This is a genomic window from Tateyamaria omphalii, assembly GCF_014651375.1.
GTDB classification, from domain to species: domain Bacteria; phylum Pseudomonadota; class Alphaproteobacteria; order Rhodobacterales; family Rhodobacteraceae; genus Tateyamaria; species Tateyamaria omphalii.
Map to the genome: position 1 here is coordinate 520,890 of NZ_BMWT01000001.1, position 14,022 is coordinate 534,911.

At 58.7% G+C, this 14,022-nt stretch carries 16 protein-coding genes; 6 read left to right on the forward strand and 10 right to left on the reverse strand.

Annotated elements, in window-relative coordinates; translation table 11 throughout:
• Nucleotides 1–112 precede the first annotated feature (112 nt).
• A complete protein-coding gene (locus tag IE087_RS02490; protein WP_189368313.1) occupies nucleotides 113–460 on the forward strand; it encodes a DUF2794 domain-containing protein in 348 nt (115 codons plus the stop codon).
• A gap of 89 nt (nucleotides 461–549) precedes the next feature.
• On the opposite strand, the gene IE087_RS02495 is transcribed toward IE087_RS02490, so the two are convergent.
• The 3 genes from IE087_RS02495 to IE087_RS02505 form a co-directional block, all read right to left on the reverse strand.
• Nucleotides 550–1,320, reverse strand: a complete 771-nt coding sequence (locus IE087_RS02495) for a C40 family peptidase (RefSeq protein WP_189367383.1) — start codon at nucleotides 1,318–1,320, stop codon at nucleotides 550–552.
• Nucleotides 1,317–2,687: a leucyl aminopeptidase family protein gene (locus tag IE087_RS02500; protein WP_189367385.1), complete on the reverse strand. Its 1,371-nt coding sequence runs from the start codon at nucleotides 2,685–2,687 to the stop codon at nucleotides 1,317–1,319. Before IE087_RS02500 ends, IE087_RS02495 begins: the two co-directional genes overlap by 4 nt.
• 73 nt (nucleotides 2,688–2,760) lie before the next feature.
• Nucleotides 2,761–3,204 (reverse strand): hypothetical protein, encoded by a 444-nt coding sequence (locus tag IE087_RS02505; RefSeq protein ID WP_229801232.1) that lies wholly within the window; start codon nucleotides 3,202–3,204, stop codon nucleotides 2,761–2,763.
• A gap of 110 nt (nucleotides 3,205–3,314) precedes the next feature.
• Here IE087_RS02505 and IE087_RS02510 point away from each other — a divergent pair, with 110 nt between their 5' ends.
• The 3 genes from IE087_RS02510 to IE087_RS02520 are packed head-to-tail and all read left to right on the forward strand — an operon-like array spanning nucleotide 3,315 to nucleotide 5,282.
• On the forward strand, nucleotides 3,315–3,965 hold the full coding sequence (locus tag IE087_RS02510; protein ID WP_189367387.1) for a carbonic anhydrase: 651 nt from the start codon (nucleotides 3,315–3,317) through the stop codon (nucleotides 3,963–3,965).
• A 24-nt stretch (nucleotides 3,966–3,989) separates the two neighbouring features.
• The gene (locus IE087_RS02515; protein ID WP_189367389.1) at nucleotides 3,990–4,967 is read left to right on the forward strand and encodes a sodium-dependent bicarbonate transport family permease; all 978 of its coding nucleotides are present in this window, start codon (nucleotides 3,990–3,992) and stop codon (nucleotides 4,965–4,967) included.
• A 3-nt stretch (nucleotides 4,968–4,970) separates the two neighbouring features.
• Nucleotides 4,971–5,282, forward strand: a complete 312-nt coding sequence (locus IE087_RS02520; RefSeq protein ID WP_189367391.1) for a P-II family nitrogen regulator — start codon at nucleotides 4,971–4,973, stop codon at nucleotides 5,280–5,282.
• Nucleotides 5,283–5,487: 205 nt separating this feature from the next.
• Here the strand turns inward: IE087_RS02520 and IE087_RS02525 are convergent, their stop codons facing one another.
• From IE087_RS02525 to IE087_RS02540, 4 genes are all read right to left on the reverse strand, one after another.
• Entirely contained in the window at nucleotides 5,488–7,104 is a 1,617-nt protein-coding gene (locus IE087_RS02525) for a DUF4139 domain-containing protein (protein WP_189367393.1), read from the reverse strand.
• Nucleotides 7,105–7,200: 96 nt separating this feature from the next.
• Complete coding sequence (locus IE087_RS02530) at nucleotides 7,201–8,223, reverse strand: aspartate-semialdehyde dehydrogenase (protein ID WP_189367395.1); 1,023 nt, start codon at nucleotides 8,221–8,223, stop codon at nucleotides 7,201–7,203.
• A gap of 190 nt (nucleotides 8,224–8,413) precedes the next feature.
• The gene (locus IE087_RS02535; protein WP_189367397.1) at nucleotides 8,414–8,917 is read right to left on the reverse strand and encodes a GNAT family N-acetyltransferase; all 504 of its coding nucleotides are present in this window, start codon (nucleotides 8,915–8,917) and stop codon (nucleotides 8,414–8,416) included.
• A 21-nt stretch (nucleotides 8,918–8,938) separates the two neighbouring features.
• Nucleotides 8,939–10,111, reverse strand: a complete 1,173-nt coding sequence (locus IE087_RS02540) for an MFS transporter (RefSeq protein ID WP_189367399.1) — start codon at nucleotides 10,109–10,111, stop codon at nucleotides 8,939–8,941.
• Between the two features lie 103 nt (nucleotides 10,112–10,214).
• Here IE087_RS02540 and IE087_RS02545 point away from each other — a divergent pair, with 103 nt between their 5' ends.
• A complete protein-coding gene (locus IE087_RS02545; RefSeq protein ID WP_189367400.1) occupies nucleotides 10,215–11,345 on the forward strand; it encodes a DUF3095 domain-containing protein in 1,131 nt (376 codons plus the stop codon).
• Here IE087_RS02545 and IE087_RS02550 read toward each other — a convergent pair.
• From IE087_RS02550 to IE087_RS02560, 3 genes are all read right to left on the reverse strand, one after another.
• The gene (locus IE087_RS02550; protein WP_189367402.1) at nucleotides 11,342–12,109 is read right to left on the reverse strand and encodes an HpcH/HpaI aldolase family protein; all 768 of its coding nucleotides are present in this window, start codon (nucleotides 12,107–12,109) and stop codon (nucleotides 11,342–11,344) included. The genes IE087_RS02545 and IE087_RS02550 overlap by 4 nt on opposite strands.
• A 156-nt stretch (nucleotides 12,110–12,265) precedes the next feature.
• Nucleotides 12,266–12,970 (reverse strand): winged helix-turn-helix domain-containing protein, encoded by a 705-nt coding sequence (locus tag IE087_RS02555; RefSeq protein WP_189367403.1) that lies wholly within the window; start codon nucleotides 12,968–12,970, stop codon nucleotides 12,266–12,268.
• Nucleotides 12,942–13,223 (reverse strand): hypothetical protein, encoded by a 282-nt coding sequence (locus IE087_RS02560; protein ID WP_189367405.1) that lies wholly within the window; start codon nucleotides 13,221–13,223, stop codon nucleotides 12,942–12,944. Before IE087_RS02560 ends, IE087_RS02555 begins: the two co-directional genes overlap by 29 nt.
• A gap of 174 nt (nucleotides 13,224–13,397) precedes the next feature.
• On the opposite strand from IE087_RS02560, the gene IE087_RS02565 reads away from it, so the two are divergent.
• Entirely contained in the window at nucleotides 13,398–13,847 is a 450-nt protein-coding gene (locus tag IE087_RS02565) for a hypothetical protein (RefSeq protein WP_189367406.1), read from the forward strand.
• Nucleotides 13,848–14,022: the final 175 nt, after the last annotated feature.

Below are 14,022 nucleotides of genomic sequence, written 5' to 3' on the forward strand. Positions count from 1 at the left end.
GCATCCTCCCCATGCGTTTCAGACTTGCGTGACTTTGCCTTGGTTTTGTAACGCTTTCAAGCGTATTGGCATGACACTTGAAATTGTGCATGGGTCGCGCAACTGTGGCGGCATGACGCTGCACACGCCCCCCCCATCAAACCTGCGCGAAATGCCCAGCCCGCAAGTGGCTTTCCACAGAACTGAGTTGTCAGTGATCCTGTCGCTTTATGGCCGCATGGTGGCCGCTGGTGAATGGCGGGATTACGGGATTTCATGTTTGCGCGAGGTCGCCGTGTTCTCTGTGTTCCGCAGAACGGCGGAAAATCCGATGTATCGGATTGAGAAGCGGCCGAAGCTTCGGAGCAAGCAGGGCATGTACGCAGTGATTGGCATGGATGGTCAGGTGCTGCGCCGGGGGCAGGACCTGAAGACCGTGCTGCGGGTGTTGGAACGCAAGCTGATCCGCGCCGTCGATTAAGGTCCGCTCACGCGGGCGCGATTCATTTTTGCTGACGAGGGGCTGTCTGCCCCTCGAACTCCCCGATGGTATTTCTGGTCAGAAGAAGATCAGGGGCGTTTATGGCTGGTGATGTTGCCGTCACCTTGTTGGGCAATGCGTGTTGCCGCGCCCGCGATTGGTTCCTCGACCACTGACATGTGGAAGGAATTGGCGTGAATCATATGTCTCTCGCTGGTTACGAGTGCGACATGCCCTTTCCAGAACAGCAAATCCCCCGGTTTGTAAGGCCCGTTGGCGTCTGCGAATGCCGCTTCTTGCAGGTCGCTGTCGCCGGGGCATGGCGTGCCAGCGGTGGTCATTGCGATCTGCGCGAGGCCTGAGCAGTCGATGCCTGACCGTGTATTGCCGCCCCAGAGATAGGGTGTACCCAGAAAAAGACGGGCGGTCTGGATGGGGTTCGCTGTATAGGGGGTGGACGAGATTTGTGATTTCGGGACGTGGCCAAATCTGGTTTCGATGAAGTCCGGTGTGTCGGAGAGGGCGGTGAGCCGTGTTCCAAATGTCAGGCTCGCAGTGTTCTCGGATTTGATGTTGGCATCTGAATAAGCGTGGCCGGCGGGTGCCGTGACGACATGTGTGGGGTCAGTGACTGGGCCAAGTGCTGTAGCGGCGACGAATCCGACATAGCCGTCCTGCTCGGCCCGGATATAGGCATGGTCTTCACTGCTCCCCAACACCGCAACCCTTGCGCCGCCAATCAATTGGCGGTCACGGGGACCATTCGGTCGCGCCAGCAAATCTGCATAAGGCACGATGACTTGTCCCGGCCTGGTGCCGTCCACGAGGTGTGGGTCGGGTGTGGTTCTTCGGTCCGTCACAGTTTTAGCATCTCTGGCAGTGCGGCGAACAACGCCCGGGTGCCCTGACCCACACCACCTTTTGGACGGGCAGGTGCCGCACTGGGTTGCCAGCCGTAGATGTCGAAGTGCATGTAGCTGCTTTGCTCCACGAAGCGGCGAAGGAAAAGGGCTGCAGTGATCGATCCCGCAAACCCACCTTTTGGCGCGTTGTCAAGGTCGGCAATACCGGGTTCGATCATGGCCTCGTAGGGAGTGTGGAAAGGCATACGCCAGACCGGGTCCGCGGTGGCCCGTGCGGCAGTTTCAAGCGCAGCGACGAGACTGGTGTCATCAGTGTAGTAAGGGGCAAGGTCCGGACCGACTGCAACGCGTGCGGCCCCCGTGAGCGTCGCCATAGAGATAATGAGGTCAGGATTGTCCTCATCCGCCAATGCCAATGCATCGGCCAGAACCAAACGTCCCTCGGCGTCTGTGTTGTTAATCTCGACCGTGAAGCCTTTGCGGCTGGTCAGGATGTCCTGTGGGCGGAAAGCGTTACCCGATACGCTGTTTTCGACCGCCGGGATCAGGACGCGGAGTTGGACTGCGAGACCGGTTGCCATGATCATGTGCGCGAGGCCAAGCACGGCGGCAGATCCGCCCATGTCCTTCTTCATCAATCCCATGGATGCGCCGGGTTTCAGGTTTAACCCTCCAGTGTCAAAACAAACGCCTTTGCCCACCAGGGAGAGCTTTGGACCGGTGTTGCCCCACGTCATGTCGATAAGGCGTGGAGCGCGGTCGGCAGCGCGGCCAACGGTATGAATCATAGGGAAATTCTGGGCCAACAGGTCTTCACCTATGGTGACGTCTACCTGTGCTCCGAAAGTCGATGCCAGATCCCGGGCGGCTTGCTCCAGATCGGGCGGGCCCATGTCAGAGGCGGGCGTGTTGATCAAGGTGCGGCTCAGCGCTTCGCCATTTGCAATGGCTTCAATTTTTGCGGCGTCTATGCCCTCAGGGCGAACCAGCTGTGCGCGCATTCCTGTCTGATCTTTGTAATGATCGAACCGATAGCCGGCCAAAAGCCATCCAAGTGCTTCTGAGGCGAGAGTGTCGGGGTCAAGATCCGATACGAGTCTGTATGCCCCTGCTGGCAACTTGGCGGCACCAGCGGCCAGGTGAAAGCGATCCCTCGCGCGGGTTCTTTCAGTTCCATACCCGATAACCGCCCCCGCATCATCCGGCAAAAGCAGTGCTTGTCCCAGCGCGCCCTTGAAGTCGTGCGTATTGGCCCATTCCTGAACGGGTTGTGATTGCGTTGCCAACCAATCGAGTGCCGCTGCTTCATCGAGAAGATGAACGGGGCGGGTTGAATCGTCCGGCGTGGCAAAGCTGAGAGTCATGGCGGCGAAAGTCCTGCGTGGCGTGTGCGCAGACCCTAGACTGTTTGATTGCTACCGCAAGTGGTTGAGCAGATCACAAAGTGATGTTTTGCAGGTCCCAGATTGCACTTAGTGACCCTTCGCCCGTGCGCATGAGGCGACCAAGTGTGGCGGCCAGCGCCACCTGATCCCGTGCCTTGGCGCACCGGACCACGTCACTGGCGACATGGGCCAGAACGTCCATGCCGATTTGATCCGCGATCGCGATCATGGATTTGGCAGCACGGCGCAGATCATCCAGTTCACCTTTACGATAAAGGCGATCGCAATGTGCCAGACGCAAGGCCAACTCTTCCATTGCGCGGCACACGACATCTTCGGCATTTGTGGGGTCCATTTCCCCATAAAGCGCATCCAAGCGGTCGTGATTGACCTGCACAGCTTCGTGCAGTTTGATTTGAGTTACTGTCGACAAAACGATACCTCTACTCACCCAATTGTCGGTGCGCCCCCACGGCTTGGGCCGGTTATGGGTCAAAGACCCTTCCCAAATCGTTATGACAAGCAGGTCTTTTCGCTCGAATTTGTTGTTAATTCGGGCTAATCACCCTGCCAAACTGTCAGAGATCAGATGAACCGGGGACGCAGATGCACAGGATAAAGCCGCTTCCGACCTTCCTTTTGCAGCGCTATCAAGGATGGAAGGCAACGACTTATGCCGAGAATGGCGCTTGGTACAAACGCCTTGCGACAGAAGGACAACGTCCGCGCGCCATGGTCATTTCCTGCTGCGATAGCCGCGTGAATGTGACGTCGATCTTTGGCGCGGATCAGGGCGAATTCTTTATCCATCGCAACATTGCGAATCTGGTGCCTCCGTTCGAGCCAGATGGCGAACATCACGGAACATCAGCTGCTGTTGAATACGCGGTGAACGTCTTGGAGGTTGCGCATTTGGTCGTGCTTGGCCACTCACGCTGCGGCGGAGTGCAGGGCTGTATCGACATGTGTGAAGGTCGTGCTCCTGAGCTCGAGGAAAAGGGCAGCTTTGTGGGTCGCTGGATGGACATCCTGCGCCCGAAGTTTCCCGAAGTGGCGGATATAGAAACACCCGAGCAGAAAGCTGAACGGCTTGAGCAGTTGGCCGTAGTCACTTCCATGGAGAACCTGATGTCTTTCCCCTTTGTGGAAGAACGGGTGAACAATGGCTCGCTCAGTATTCATGGGCTGTGGACCGATATTGCTGAGGGCGGGCTTAAGCAGTTCATGGGCAAGACGCTTGATTTCCAACCGGTCTGAGCCGGAAAACCCCAGGGGGCAAATTTGGATCAAATCCTGAGCCTGGCGGCAACAAACTTGTTGTCGCCCATTATTTTGAGTTTTGCGCTGGGCGTTGCGGCTTCGCTCGCACGGTCGGATCTCAATATTCCCGAAGCGGTCGCCAAGGGTATGTCGATTTACCTCCTGTTTGCTATTGGTTTCAAAGGTGGCGTCAGTGTCGCCGACCATGGCATCGACGGAACGTTGGCGGCCTCGCTTTTGGCAGGGATCGTGTTGTCGGCGGCACTGCCGATTGTGGCCTTTGGTTTGTTGCAGGTGATGGGAAACCTGAGCCGTCTGGATGCAGCAGCGGTAGCAGCGCACTATGGCTCGATTTCCATCGTGACCTTTGTCGCCGCGTCGTCCGTGCTGGAAAGCAGTGGGATCGCGGCCGAAGGGTACATGGTGGCTGTCGCAGCGGCAATGGAAGCGCCCGCGATCCTGTCGGCCTTGTGGTTGATAACCCGCGGCGGCGATAGCCGTCGCATGGACCCGGAACTGATGCGCGAAATCCTGTTGAACGGGTCCATCGTGTTGCTGGTCGGCAGCTTCTTAATCGGCTGGATCACGGGCATGGACGGGTTGGCGAAAATCGAGGCGTTTATCGTGTCGCCATTCCAAGGGGTGCTGTGTCTGTTCCTTTTGGACATGGGGCTGGTAGCCGGGCGTGGTTTGCGCGGTGGGTCGGGTGTTTTGCGCCCCGGTGTCCTGACCTTTGGCATGGTGATGCCCTTGGTGGGCGCGACATTTGGCTGTCTAGCGGGTCTATTGCTGGGCGTAAGCACAGGAGGCGTGGCCTTGTTCATGGTTCTGTCTGCATCAGCCAGTTACATCGCGGTGCCTGCGGCGATGCGCGTGGCCTTGCCCGAAGCCAATCCGTCTATCTACCTGACCCTGTCGTTGGGGGTCACATTTCCATTCAATCTCACGCTGGGTATTCCGATCTATGTCGCCGTCGCCAGCGCGCTGACCGGAGGATAAGCCATGCAGACGCACAAGGCGAAACGTGTCGCCATTATCATCGAACAAGTGATGCAGAGCCGTTTGACAGACGCAATGACCGATGCGGGCGTCACCGGGTGGACCGTGTTACCCGTGCTCGGCGGATCAGGTCGGTCCGGGGCCTGGAGCCGAGAGGGTCAGGTCAGTCGCGGTACAGGCATGGTGCAGGTGATCTGCATCATCAAACCCGAGCGGTTGGAAGACATGCTCGATGCGGCTTTTGCTGTGGTCGAACGGCATATCGGTGTTGTGACAGTCAGCAATTGCGAAGTGTTGCGTGCCGAACGGTTCTAGGCAAAGAGCGTAGCATCGTAGTGGACTGTAATGTCCAACTGATTGTTGCTTAACCATTATTTGACATCTTCCCTATGCAGGCAAATTGCTCCGTTGGCTTTGTAGCGGGCAAGCACGCCTCCCGTTTGCGATGCCAACGCGAAGAGATATTGGTCCTTAGAACCGGAGGCAGGTTGTGAGAGCGGATTTAATAAGGTGGGTGACGTCAGCGTAGTACCTTGCCTTCCGGCCAAGTGAGCTTGGTGTTGATCGAAATGCTTTGTGTGACCCCAGCAGGCACCGACAGTTGCCATTCGAGAATACCGCGCTGATCGTCCACCGCGTCGATGTCAGGCGCGGGCGAAGCAGACCAGTCGATCACAAGGTCCTCTTGCTCCGAAAAGGGCACAACGTCACGCACAGTCACGTCCCATGATCGGTTGGTTAGATTTTCGACCTCGATCTGGACCTCTTCTGTTTCCTCATTCGAGCGGGTGATGATCCCACGATCCCCTTCGTTGCGGTCAAGCACGGTGCGGGTCAGGCGCAAACCGTCGATGCGGCCAAAGAATATGTCTGCATCTGCATTTGGCGGCAGCACTCGTACTTGCGTGTTGCCGACAAGCTGCCCGTCAACGAAAAGCAACGCCCGCCCCGGCAGCAGGATTTCAGTGCTGGTATTGGTGACACTTGCCAATCGGAATGCGGTGTCGTCAAAGAGTGGGATGGCGCGTGCACTCAGAGTGGCATCCATGGACAAGGTGTCCAACGCGATTTCAAATTCTTCGCTCTGCGCACGGATCGTAACCGGGGCGGGCAGTGTATAGGCTACGCCGATGCCTTCGAAGTTCGCGGTGGCGGCAGCCTCTTGGACCATCACAGGTGATTCTATTACGGGTTCTGCGACGGCTCGTGGGCTGTCGGACTGTATCCGCAACAGTTCACGTTTCTGGGTCACAGGGTCCTCGATCCGGCGCAGTTGCGGCCGCAATTGACTGGGCTCGGACTGAGCAAAAGGTTCAAGCGTGGACAGGGTCAACTGGATGTCCGTCCAATCCTCGTTGGTGAATTGCGAGATGACGGCACTGCGTACGATAGACAGGGACGTCTCGTCGACCAAATCGAAGGCATAGGTTGGTGCCCAAGACACCCCGCCAGTGATGTAGGACAGATCGAGTGTTGCTTCGACCGGTTGCGGGACGCTGACGTTCAACGCGAGCGTTGCTGGCGCGTTGTTGGTGGGCGTTACGGCATCAAGCGCTGCTTGGGCCTGTGCAACGGCAAACTCAAGGTCGGGCCGCTCGCGTTGCAGTTTCCGTACTTCGACCTCGGCACCGCGCATGGCTGCGCGTGCTGCGGTTCCGTCGCTTGCGATCAATTGCCCGATGGCCCGCAGCATATCCACATCTGTCGCTGTATCCTCGGGAACGGTCAGACCGTTCAGGAAGTCTATCTGATCCTGCGCCGCTTGGGCCGAGGCCAAAGCCAGTGTGATTTTGTCATCAAGGAGGGCCAAGGCTTCGGTGGAGGTATCTAGCACGGCCTTGGCGGCCATCCATTCGGGGGTGCGAGGGGCGCGGTACGGGCCGTCCGGTCGGGCAGTCCAGCTGCGTGAGGTGATGGTTGCTCCGTTCAAACGAATGTTCATCGCATCCAGCGACAGAGACGGGTCCATGTCCCGCAGCTCAAGTGTGTGCTGACCGACAGGCAATTGAAGGCTGGCATTGCGCGACACCAGCGCGCCTTGGGCATAGACCGTTGCGGCAACCGGTGGAGCCTGCACTACGAATGTGTCGGCAATAACGGGCAAGGGCAGCAGGGCGAGGATCGCGGCAATACGCATGGGGCACCTTCAATTTGATATCCCTACTCTGCACCCGTAGCGGCAAAAGAAAAGGGGCCGATTGGCCCCTTGTTCCCCGCGATATGTGTTTTGGCTCTAGCCTTTTTTCAGCACCCGCTGGCCCAGCACCTCGGCAATCTGTACGGCGTTCAGGGCAGCGCCCTTGCGCAAGTTGTCCGACACGCACCAGAAGTTCAGGCCGTTGTCGATTGTGCTGTCCTGCCGAAGGCGGCTGATGAACGTTGCAAAGTCGCCCACACATTCGATGGGCGTGACGTAGCCGCCGTCCTCGCGCTTGTCGATCACCATGACGCCCGGCGCCTCGCGCAGGATATCGCGGGCTTCGTCCTCGTCCAGGAAGTCTTCGGTTTCGATATTGATCGATTCCGAGTGGCCGACGAAGACGGGCACGCGCACGCATGTCGCCGTGACCTTGATCGACGGATCGACGATTTTCTTCGTCTCGGCGACCATCTTCCATTCTTCCTTGGTCGAGCCATCGTCCATGAAGCTGTCGATATGCGGGATCACGTTGAACGCGATCTGCTTTTGGAACTTCTTCACTTCGATGTCCGATGTGGGGTTATAGACCGCCTTGGTCTGATCCCACAGCTCGTCCATCCCTTCCTTGCCGGCGCCGGACACGGATTGGTAGGTGCTGACCACCACGCGCTTGATTTTGGCCCGGTCGTGCAGCGGCTTGAGCGCCACGACCATTTGCGCGGTCGAGCAGTTCGGGTTGGCGATGATGTTCTTCTTCGCATAACCCTCAATCGCGTCAGCGTTCACTTCGGGCACGATCAACGGCACATCGGGGTCGTAGCGATAAAGCGACGAGTTATCGATGACCACGCAGCCGGCCTTGGCCGCGATGGGCGCGTATTTCTTGGTCGCGTCCGAGCCGATGGCGAACAGGGCAATATCCCACCCTGTGAAGTCGAATGTATCAAGGTCCTTCGTCGTCAGTGTCTGATCCCCAAAGGACACTTCCGTGCCCAACGAACGGCGGCTTGCCAGTGCGGCCAGCTCGTCCACGGGAAACTGGCGTTCAGCCAGGATGTTCAGCATTTCGCGGCCCACGTTACCGGTGGCGCCCGCGACGACGACACGATACCCCATTTTAGACTCCTTTTCGGGTAGGTGCGTGGCCCTTACACGCAATACCTGCCAGTGGAAAGGGCGCGCGGGTTCGAACAACACCGTTTGGTTTGAGGTGTGTGCAGATGGGCGGCAAAATTGGGTCAATTTTGGTTGAAGCGCCTGCGATGATCTCAGCAGCGCGCCCATTCGGCGGTTTCACGACTGGAGGCTAGCTGACAGTTTCACATCGGTATTTGTGGAACGGAACATTGTCATAAAGAACATCCTCCACCTTTTTCGCGCCGAGCCGTTTCAATGCACCCAGATTCTTACGTGAGGGAGGCAAAAGGAACGTAACAAATGGGATCCGCGCATCGGCTGCCGCGAATTCGAGTGCCTTTTTGGCAATCCGTACCCCAAGGCCAAAAGCGTCGGGTTTCAGGACGAGCCCAAAGTCCCAACCTTCGCTCTCTTTCTGGAATCCACCCCAGCCGACATAGCGGTCGCCGTGGAGTATTGCCCAATGCCCCAGACCATCCCGTTCCCAACATGCTTCTTTGGCAGTGACGAATTCTGTGACGGCAATATCGTCCCAAGGTTCTGTCAGCAGGGGCAAGTGCTCCCCCACACGGGGATTGGACATATGCTCCAGGATCTCGGATGGGTCGATCGATGACAGTCGAACGAATTGGATTCTGTTTTCCGGTATCGGTTTCACATGACACTCAATCATAAGCAGGCAGTGCGTCAGCCGTTACTCGGTCGAGTCGCGACTGAAGGCGTAAATGGCCACTCCAGCCGCCAATGCAAGTGCGAAAAAGCTGAAGATCGCGATATAGGGGGCGGTTGGATCACCTCCGGCGGTGGCCGTGTGGATGCGGCCTGAAATGGTTTGCATCACGCCAACGCCACCGATTCCAAAAAGGTTCATCAGTGTCACTCCGCGCCCGGTCAGGTGTGGTGGGAAGAAACTGCGTGCGTGGGCGATGATGACAGGAAAGGATGCGCCAAGCGCACCGATGGCGGCAAACAGAATGATCGAGGTCCATGGGCCTTCGTCGATCCAGAAGATCACAAGGGCCAGCATCGCGACCGTCAGCGTGTTTCCGGCAAAGACCACCCATTTGCGTGTGCCAAAGATTCGGTCGAGTGGGCCGTAGGCGATGGTGCCGAGGATCATGGCGAGGCTCATAACAAGTGTCGCAATGCCGATCTGTGCTGTCGTCTGATCAAAGACATCACGCAGGTACGGCCCGATCCAAAGACCGCGCACGGCGGCGACGGGCGCGTAGTTCACGAACATGATCGGGATGATGAACCACAGAACTGGCATGCGTAGGAGGTCAAAGAGAGATCCGTTGCCAGCGGCTTCGACCTTCGCTGGGTCGTGGACAGACCGCAGGACGCCGATGGCGACAACAGCCGTGGTCGCGGACAAGGCCCACATGCTAAGGCGCCAGCCCATCGCATCGACTGCAAAGGCCATGGGGTAGCTTGAGATCAGGTTGCCGATGGTGCCGATCCCGATCATCAGCGCCGCCAATGTGGCAAAGCGCGCCGGGTCAAACTCGCGCGCGAAGATGTAGAAGCTGGCCATCAGGACGGGTGAACAGCCGATGCCGATCAGGGCCATGGCGGCGTGGATGTAAAGCGGTCCTTGGGCGACGGCGAAAAGGGCTGCACCGCCAGCGCCACCGATCAGGAACAGCCAACCGCCGGTTCGGCGAGGCCCCAGCGTGTCGAGCGCCTTGCCCACGGGCAGCTGCATGAGTGCGAAGGCCAGAAACCAGTAGCCGGATGCCGTGGCCAGTACATCAGGTGTGATTCCCAACTCGGTCTCGAGCGGGCCGGTCAGTACAGCCAAGAAGGCGCGAAAGAACTGGCTCAGCACATAGGCCAGTGCCAGCAGAATTAATCCGGTTTGCATGGGGTCCTCACTCCTGCCGCTTGGGTGACATGGGGCGCGGGGAGGTGCAAGGCGCATTGTGTGGTGACCGGCCCGTGATAGGGTCGGGTCGAAGAGGTACAAGATGTTTTATGACGATCTGCCGCGGTTGACGGTCTTTGGGGATGTCGCCGACTTGAGCCACTACACGCCTTTGCCGGATGATTGGGTGGTCGGCGTTTCTGACATCATAGGGTCCACTGACGCGGTGTCAGCGGGCAAGTACAAGACGGTGAACATGATTGGGGCGGCGGTGATCTCGGCCCAGATGAATGCGGCTGGTGGTCGGGCTTTTCCTTTTGTCTTTGGCGGGGACGGGGCGGCATTTGCACACCCGCCGGAGTTCGCGAAAGAGGCGGGGCAGGCGCTGGCTGCGGTCCAAAACTGGGCACGCACCGAATTTGATATGGGGCTGCGGGTGGGGCTGTATTCCGTGGCCGATATTCGGGCGGCGGGGCCAGAGGTGGCCGTGGCCCGCTATGCCGTATCAGATGGTGTTGATTATGCCATGTTCGCCGGTGGTGGAGTGAGCTGGGCCGAGGCCGAGATGAAGGCAGGCGCCGACACCGTGCCGCCTGTCCCCGCGGGGACACAGCCCGATCTGACCGGCCTAAGTTGCCGTTGGAGCCATATGAAGGCGCGGAACGGGACGATCCTGTCTTTGCTTTTGTCCCCCGTGGAAGGTGTCGATGCCGCACGCTTTGGTGCGGTGGTCGAGGCGGTTCTGGCCGAGGTGGCGCATCTGGACCGGGGTGGGCACCCATCGCCGCCCGAGGGGCCGGGGACGGATTGGCCGCCGGTCGGTGCGACGCTCGAAGCCCATGCGAGCCATGGCGGCAAGGGCGTGAAGGCAGCACGGCGCAAGGTGCTGTTCGAAACCTTTATTGCCTGGGTGCTGATCAAGACCGGCATCAAGCTGGGCGGGTTCGATCCGACGCATTATCGCAAGACGGTTGGCGGCAATGCGGATTTTCGAAAATTTGATGACGGCTTGAAGATGACCATTGATTGCGATGCGGGGACGGTGTCGCGCCTGCGCGCCATCTTGGATGAGGCGCGTGCGGATGGTGTGGCGCGCTACGGCATGCACACCCAGGACGAGGCGATGATGACCTGTATTGTGCCGTCCATCATGGACGACACGCATGTGCACTTTATCGATGGTGCGGCAGGTGGCTACACGCAGGCGTCGGTTGGGCTGAAAGCCACGCCCTAGCGTTTCCAGCGTTGCGCCAACTCGCGCAGACTTTTGGCGAGGATCAGAAGGTCGAGGCCTGTGGCCACGAACCGTGCACCCCAGTCGAGGGCGTCCTGTGTGAATTCGGGTGTCGTGGTGAGGATGCCGGGCGCTTTGTCAGCTGCTTCGATCTGGGCGATGGCACCTTTGATCGTGGCCTGCACTTCCGGATGAGTGAGCTGGCCCATATAGCCCATATCGGCAGAGAGGTCCGCTGGGCCGATGAAGACTCCGTCGATGCCGTCAACCGCGAGAATGTTGTCGAGATTGGCGATGCCTGCGCGGTTTTCGACCTGGATCAGCAGGCAAATTTGATCATCTGCCGTGGGGCCATAATCCGTGATTGCACCAAAGCGGCTGCACCTCGCGCCGGAATAGCCTACCCCGCGCCCGCCTGTTGGGGGGTAGCGGACGTCATGCACCAGTTGCCGAGCCTGTTCCGCCGTTTCCACCATGGGCACCAACACGGTTTGCGCGCCCGCGTCGAGGACTTGCTTGATGATCCATGTCTCGCCTACGGGCACGCGCACGGCGGCGTGACTGTCGGAAGCTTCCAGAGCCATGAGTTGCATGCGCATTTTCGAGATATCATAGGGCGTGTGTTCGCCATCGATCAGAAGCCAGTCGAACCCTGCCGTGCCTGCGATTTCCGTGGCAAGCGGGTCGCCGAGGCTGAGCCAGCAGCCAATGACGGTTTCGCCATTTTTGATCGCGGTCTTAAACGGATTGGTGGGGGCGGGCATGGGTGGTCTCCTTCGTTTGGCGCACCCTAGACCTGCCGTTGCACTCGTGGCTACTGGTGAAATGAGGCGCATGCGCGCCGTGCGATTCTATACATCTGCTTCCAGAAGATGGGTTTTGCCTCCGGCGGTGGTATTTTCAGTCAGAAGAAGATGCGATCAGAGAACTTTGATCACATCCTTTTCGACCGCCAACATGTAACCGCGGCGTGCGATATTCTTGACCAGCAGTTCGCTGACGATCTGGTTGCCGAGCGTGTCCCGCAGGCGCTTGATGCGGGTAGCCCCTGCGGCCTCTTCGCAATCGGCGGCGCTGCGGCCTGAAATGACCCCTTCGATTTCCGAACCCGAGAGAACGTCATCGTCCATGCGCGCTTCGGCCAGAACCGACATGGTTTCCATGGCGGCATCCGTCAGTTTGAAGCCGAGGTTGTTAAGGTACACGGTGTTCTCCTCGCGGCTGATCAGCAGGGAGTTCACCTGAATGCCGGCGCGTTCGATTTGGGCCATGCGGCGGTTGAAGCCCACGAGAAGCAGCAGGAAGACCAGCGCTGCGATCATCATGCCGGTGGCAAAGACCAGCAGCACGAAGATGACGAGCCGATAGCTGGCCAACGTATCGGCAAAGGCGGTGCCGGACTGGGCGAGGATTTCCAGAAGCTTGATTTCCGCCTGGCTGGTGAGGTCGGCATTTTCGATGAACATCCGCTCGACGCGGGCGTCAAAGGCACCTGCATCCGGCAAGGTGAAAAAGAGAAGGGCAGCGGCCAGAACCAGAAGAAGGAGGATGCCCGCGATGCCAAGGGTCACGAGCCGACTGCCTGTGCGCCGCATGTCAGAAGCGGAGGTAGTATGGTCCTGCACTTGCTTTCCTTTGATCGAGACCTTCGGGGCCAAATACAGATTGGACCTGCAGCAATGTCCAGCCTTGCGCGGCCAGTCGTGATTTGAGTTGTTGCGTGGCATTTCCGGCGCTGCACGCACCTGAGACCTGCGCGACACCATAGTGCAGGCGCAGCGGGTTGTCCTGTTTGGCCTTGTAGTCCGCAAAGCACTGGGCCTGGGCGGCCCCGGCCAGTGCCAGTGAAAAGGCTATGGATATGGCGATCTTTTTCATGGCTCCAACCTGCTCTGACTTTGACAGATATTCAATAACATCAGTGGGCTGAGATGCCTGATATTCGATAACAGGGGGGTGTTATTGCCTGTCTGGCGGGGGCGCCCCCAAGTTTGACCCAGCGCAGATGCTGCTTGGTCTGCTCAGTCAAATCTCTTTGGAAAAGGACGCCCCATGACACTTCGTATTCATCGCCAGTTTATCGGGACCATTGCCGCTGCTGCCATTGCTATCACAGGTTTCACCGCCGCCCCTGCGCGGGCGGGTGATGACGAGGTTGGGGCCGCACTGGCCGCCTTGTTGGGCCTCGCGATCGTGGGTGCTGTCATCCATGAGAAAAAGAAAGATAAGAAGAAGCGGCAGACGGTTCACACGCCGGTGCACCCCAAACCGCTGCCGAAGCGGGTAAACCGCAAGTTGTTGCCTCAACACTGCCTGCGCAGTTTCCACACCGATCAAGGCAAGCGTCGCCTGTTTGGCGAGAGATGCCTGCACAAGCACTACAAGTATGTCGATAGCCTGCCGTATCGCTGCCACCGCGAAGTCTATACGCACCGCGGCTGGCGTCAGGGATATGGTGCGCGCTGTCTGAACCGCCATGGGTTCCAATTGGCCCGTCACTAAGAACGGGCAAATGGGCCACGCATTCATGGCCCACCTTGCAAAGGGCGGTGTTCGGGCACCGCCCTTTTTTAGTTGTGCCACCTTACAGTGGTACGCGATGTTTGCACTTTCCTTTGGAAAGTGCGTTTTTTGCCTCCGACGGGGATTTTTTTGAAACAGGGAAGAGGACGGTCGG

Excerpts from the sequence above, each read along its gene's own strand:
- IE087_RS02490 (WP_189368313.1), top strand. The coding sequence starts at position 113 with ATGACGCTGCACACGCCCCCCCCATCAAACCTGCGCGAAATGCCCAGC.
- IE087_RS02500 (WP_189367385.1), bottom strand. The coding sequence starts at position 2,687 with ATGACTCTCAGCTTTGCCACGCCGGACGATTCAACCCGCCCCGTTCAT.
- IE087_RS02510 (WP_189367387.1), top strand. The coding sequence starts at position 3,315 with ATGCACAGGATAAAGCCGCTTCCGACCTTCCTTTTGCAGCGCTATCAA.
- IE087_RS02520 (WP_189367391.1), top strand. The coding sequence starts at position 4,971 with ATGCAGACGCACAAGGCGAAACGTGTCGCCATTATCATCGAACAAGTG.
- IE087_RS02525 (WP_189367393.1), bottom strand. The coding sequence starts at position 7,104 with ATGCGTATTGCCGCGATCCTCGCCCTGCTGCCCTTGCCCGTTATTGCC.
- IE087_RS02530 (WP_189367395.1), bottom strand. The coding sequence starts at position 8,223 with ATGGGGTATCGTGTCGTCGTCGCGGGCGCCACCGGTAACGTGGGCCGC.
- IE087_RS02535 (WP_189367397.1), bottom strand. The coding sequence starts at position 8,917 with ATGATTGAGTGTCATGTGAAACCGATACCGGAAAACAGAATCCAATTC.
- IE087_RS02540 (WP_189367399.1), bottom strand. The coding sequence starts at position 10,111 with ATGCAAACCGGATTAATTCTGCTGGCACTGGCCTATGTGCTGAGCCAG.
- IE087_RS02545 (WP_189367400.1), top strand. The coding sequence starts at position 10,215 with ATGTTTTATGACGATCTGCCGCGGTTGACGGTCTTTGGGGATGTCGCC.
- IE087_RS02550 (WP_189367402.1), bottom strand. The coding sequence starts at position 12,109 with ATGCCCGCCCCCACCAATCCGTTTAAGACCGCGATCAAAAATGGCGAA.
- IE087_RS02560 (WP_189367405.1), bottom strand. The coding sequence starts at position 13,223 with ATGAAAAAGATCGCCATATCCATAGCCTTTTCACTGGCACTGGCCGGG.
- IE087_RS02565 (WP_189367406.1), top strand. The coding sequence starts at position 13,398 with ATGACACTTCGTATTCATCGCCAGTTTATCGGGACCATTGCCGCTGCT.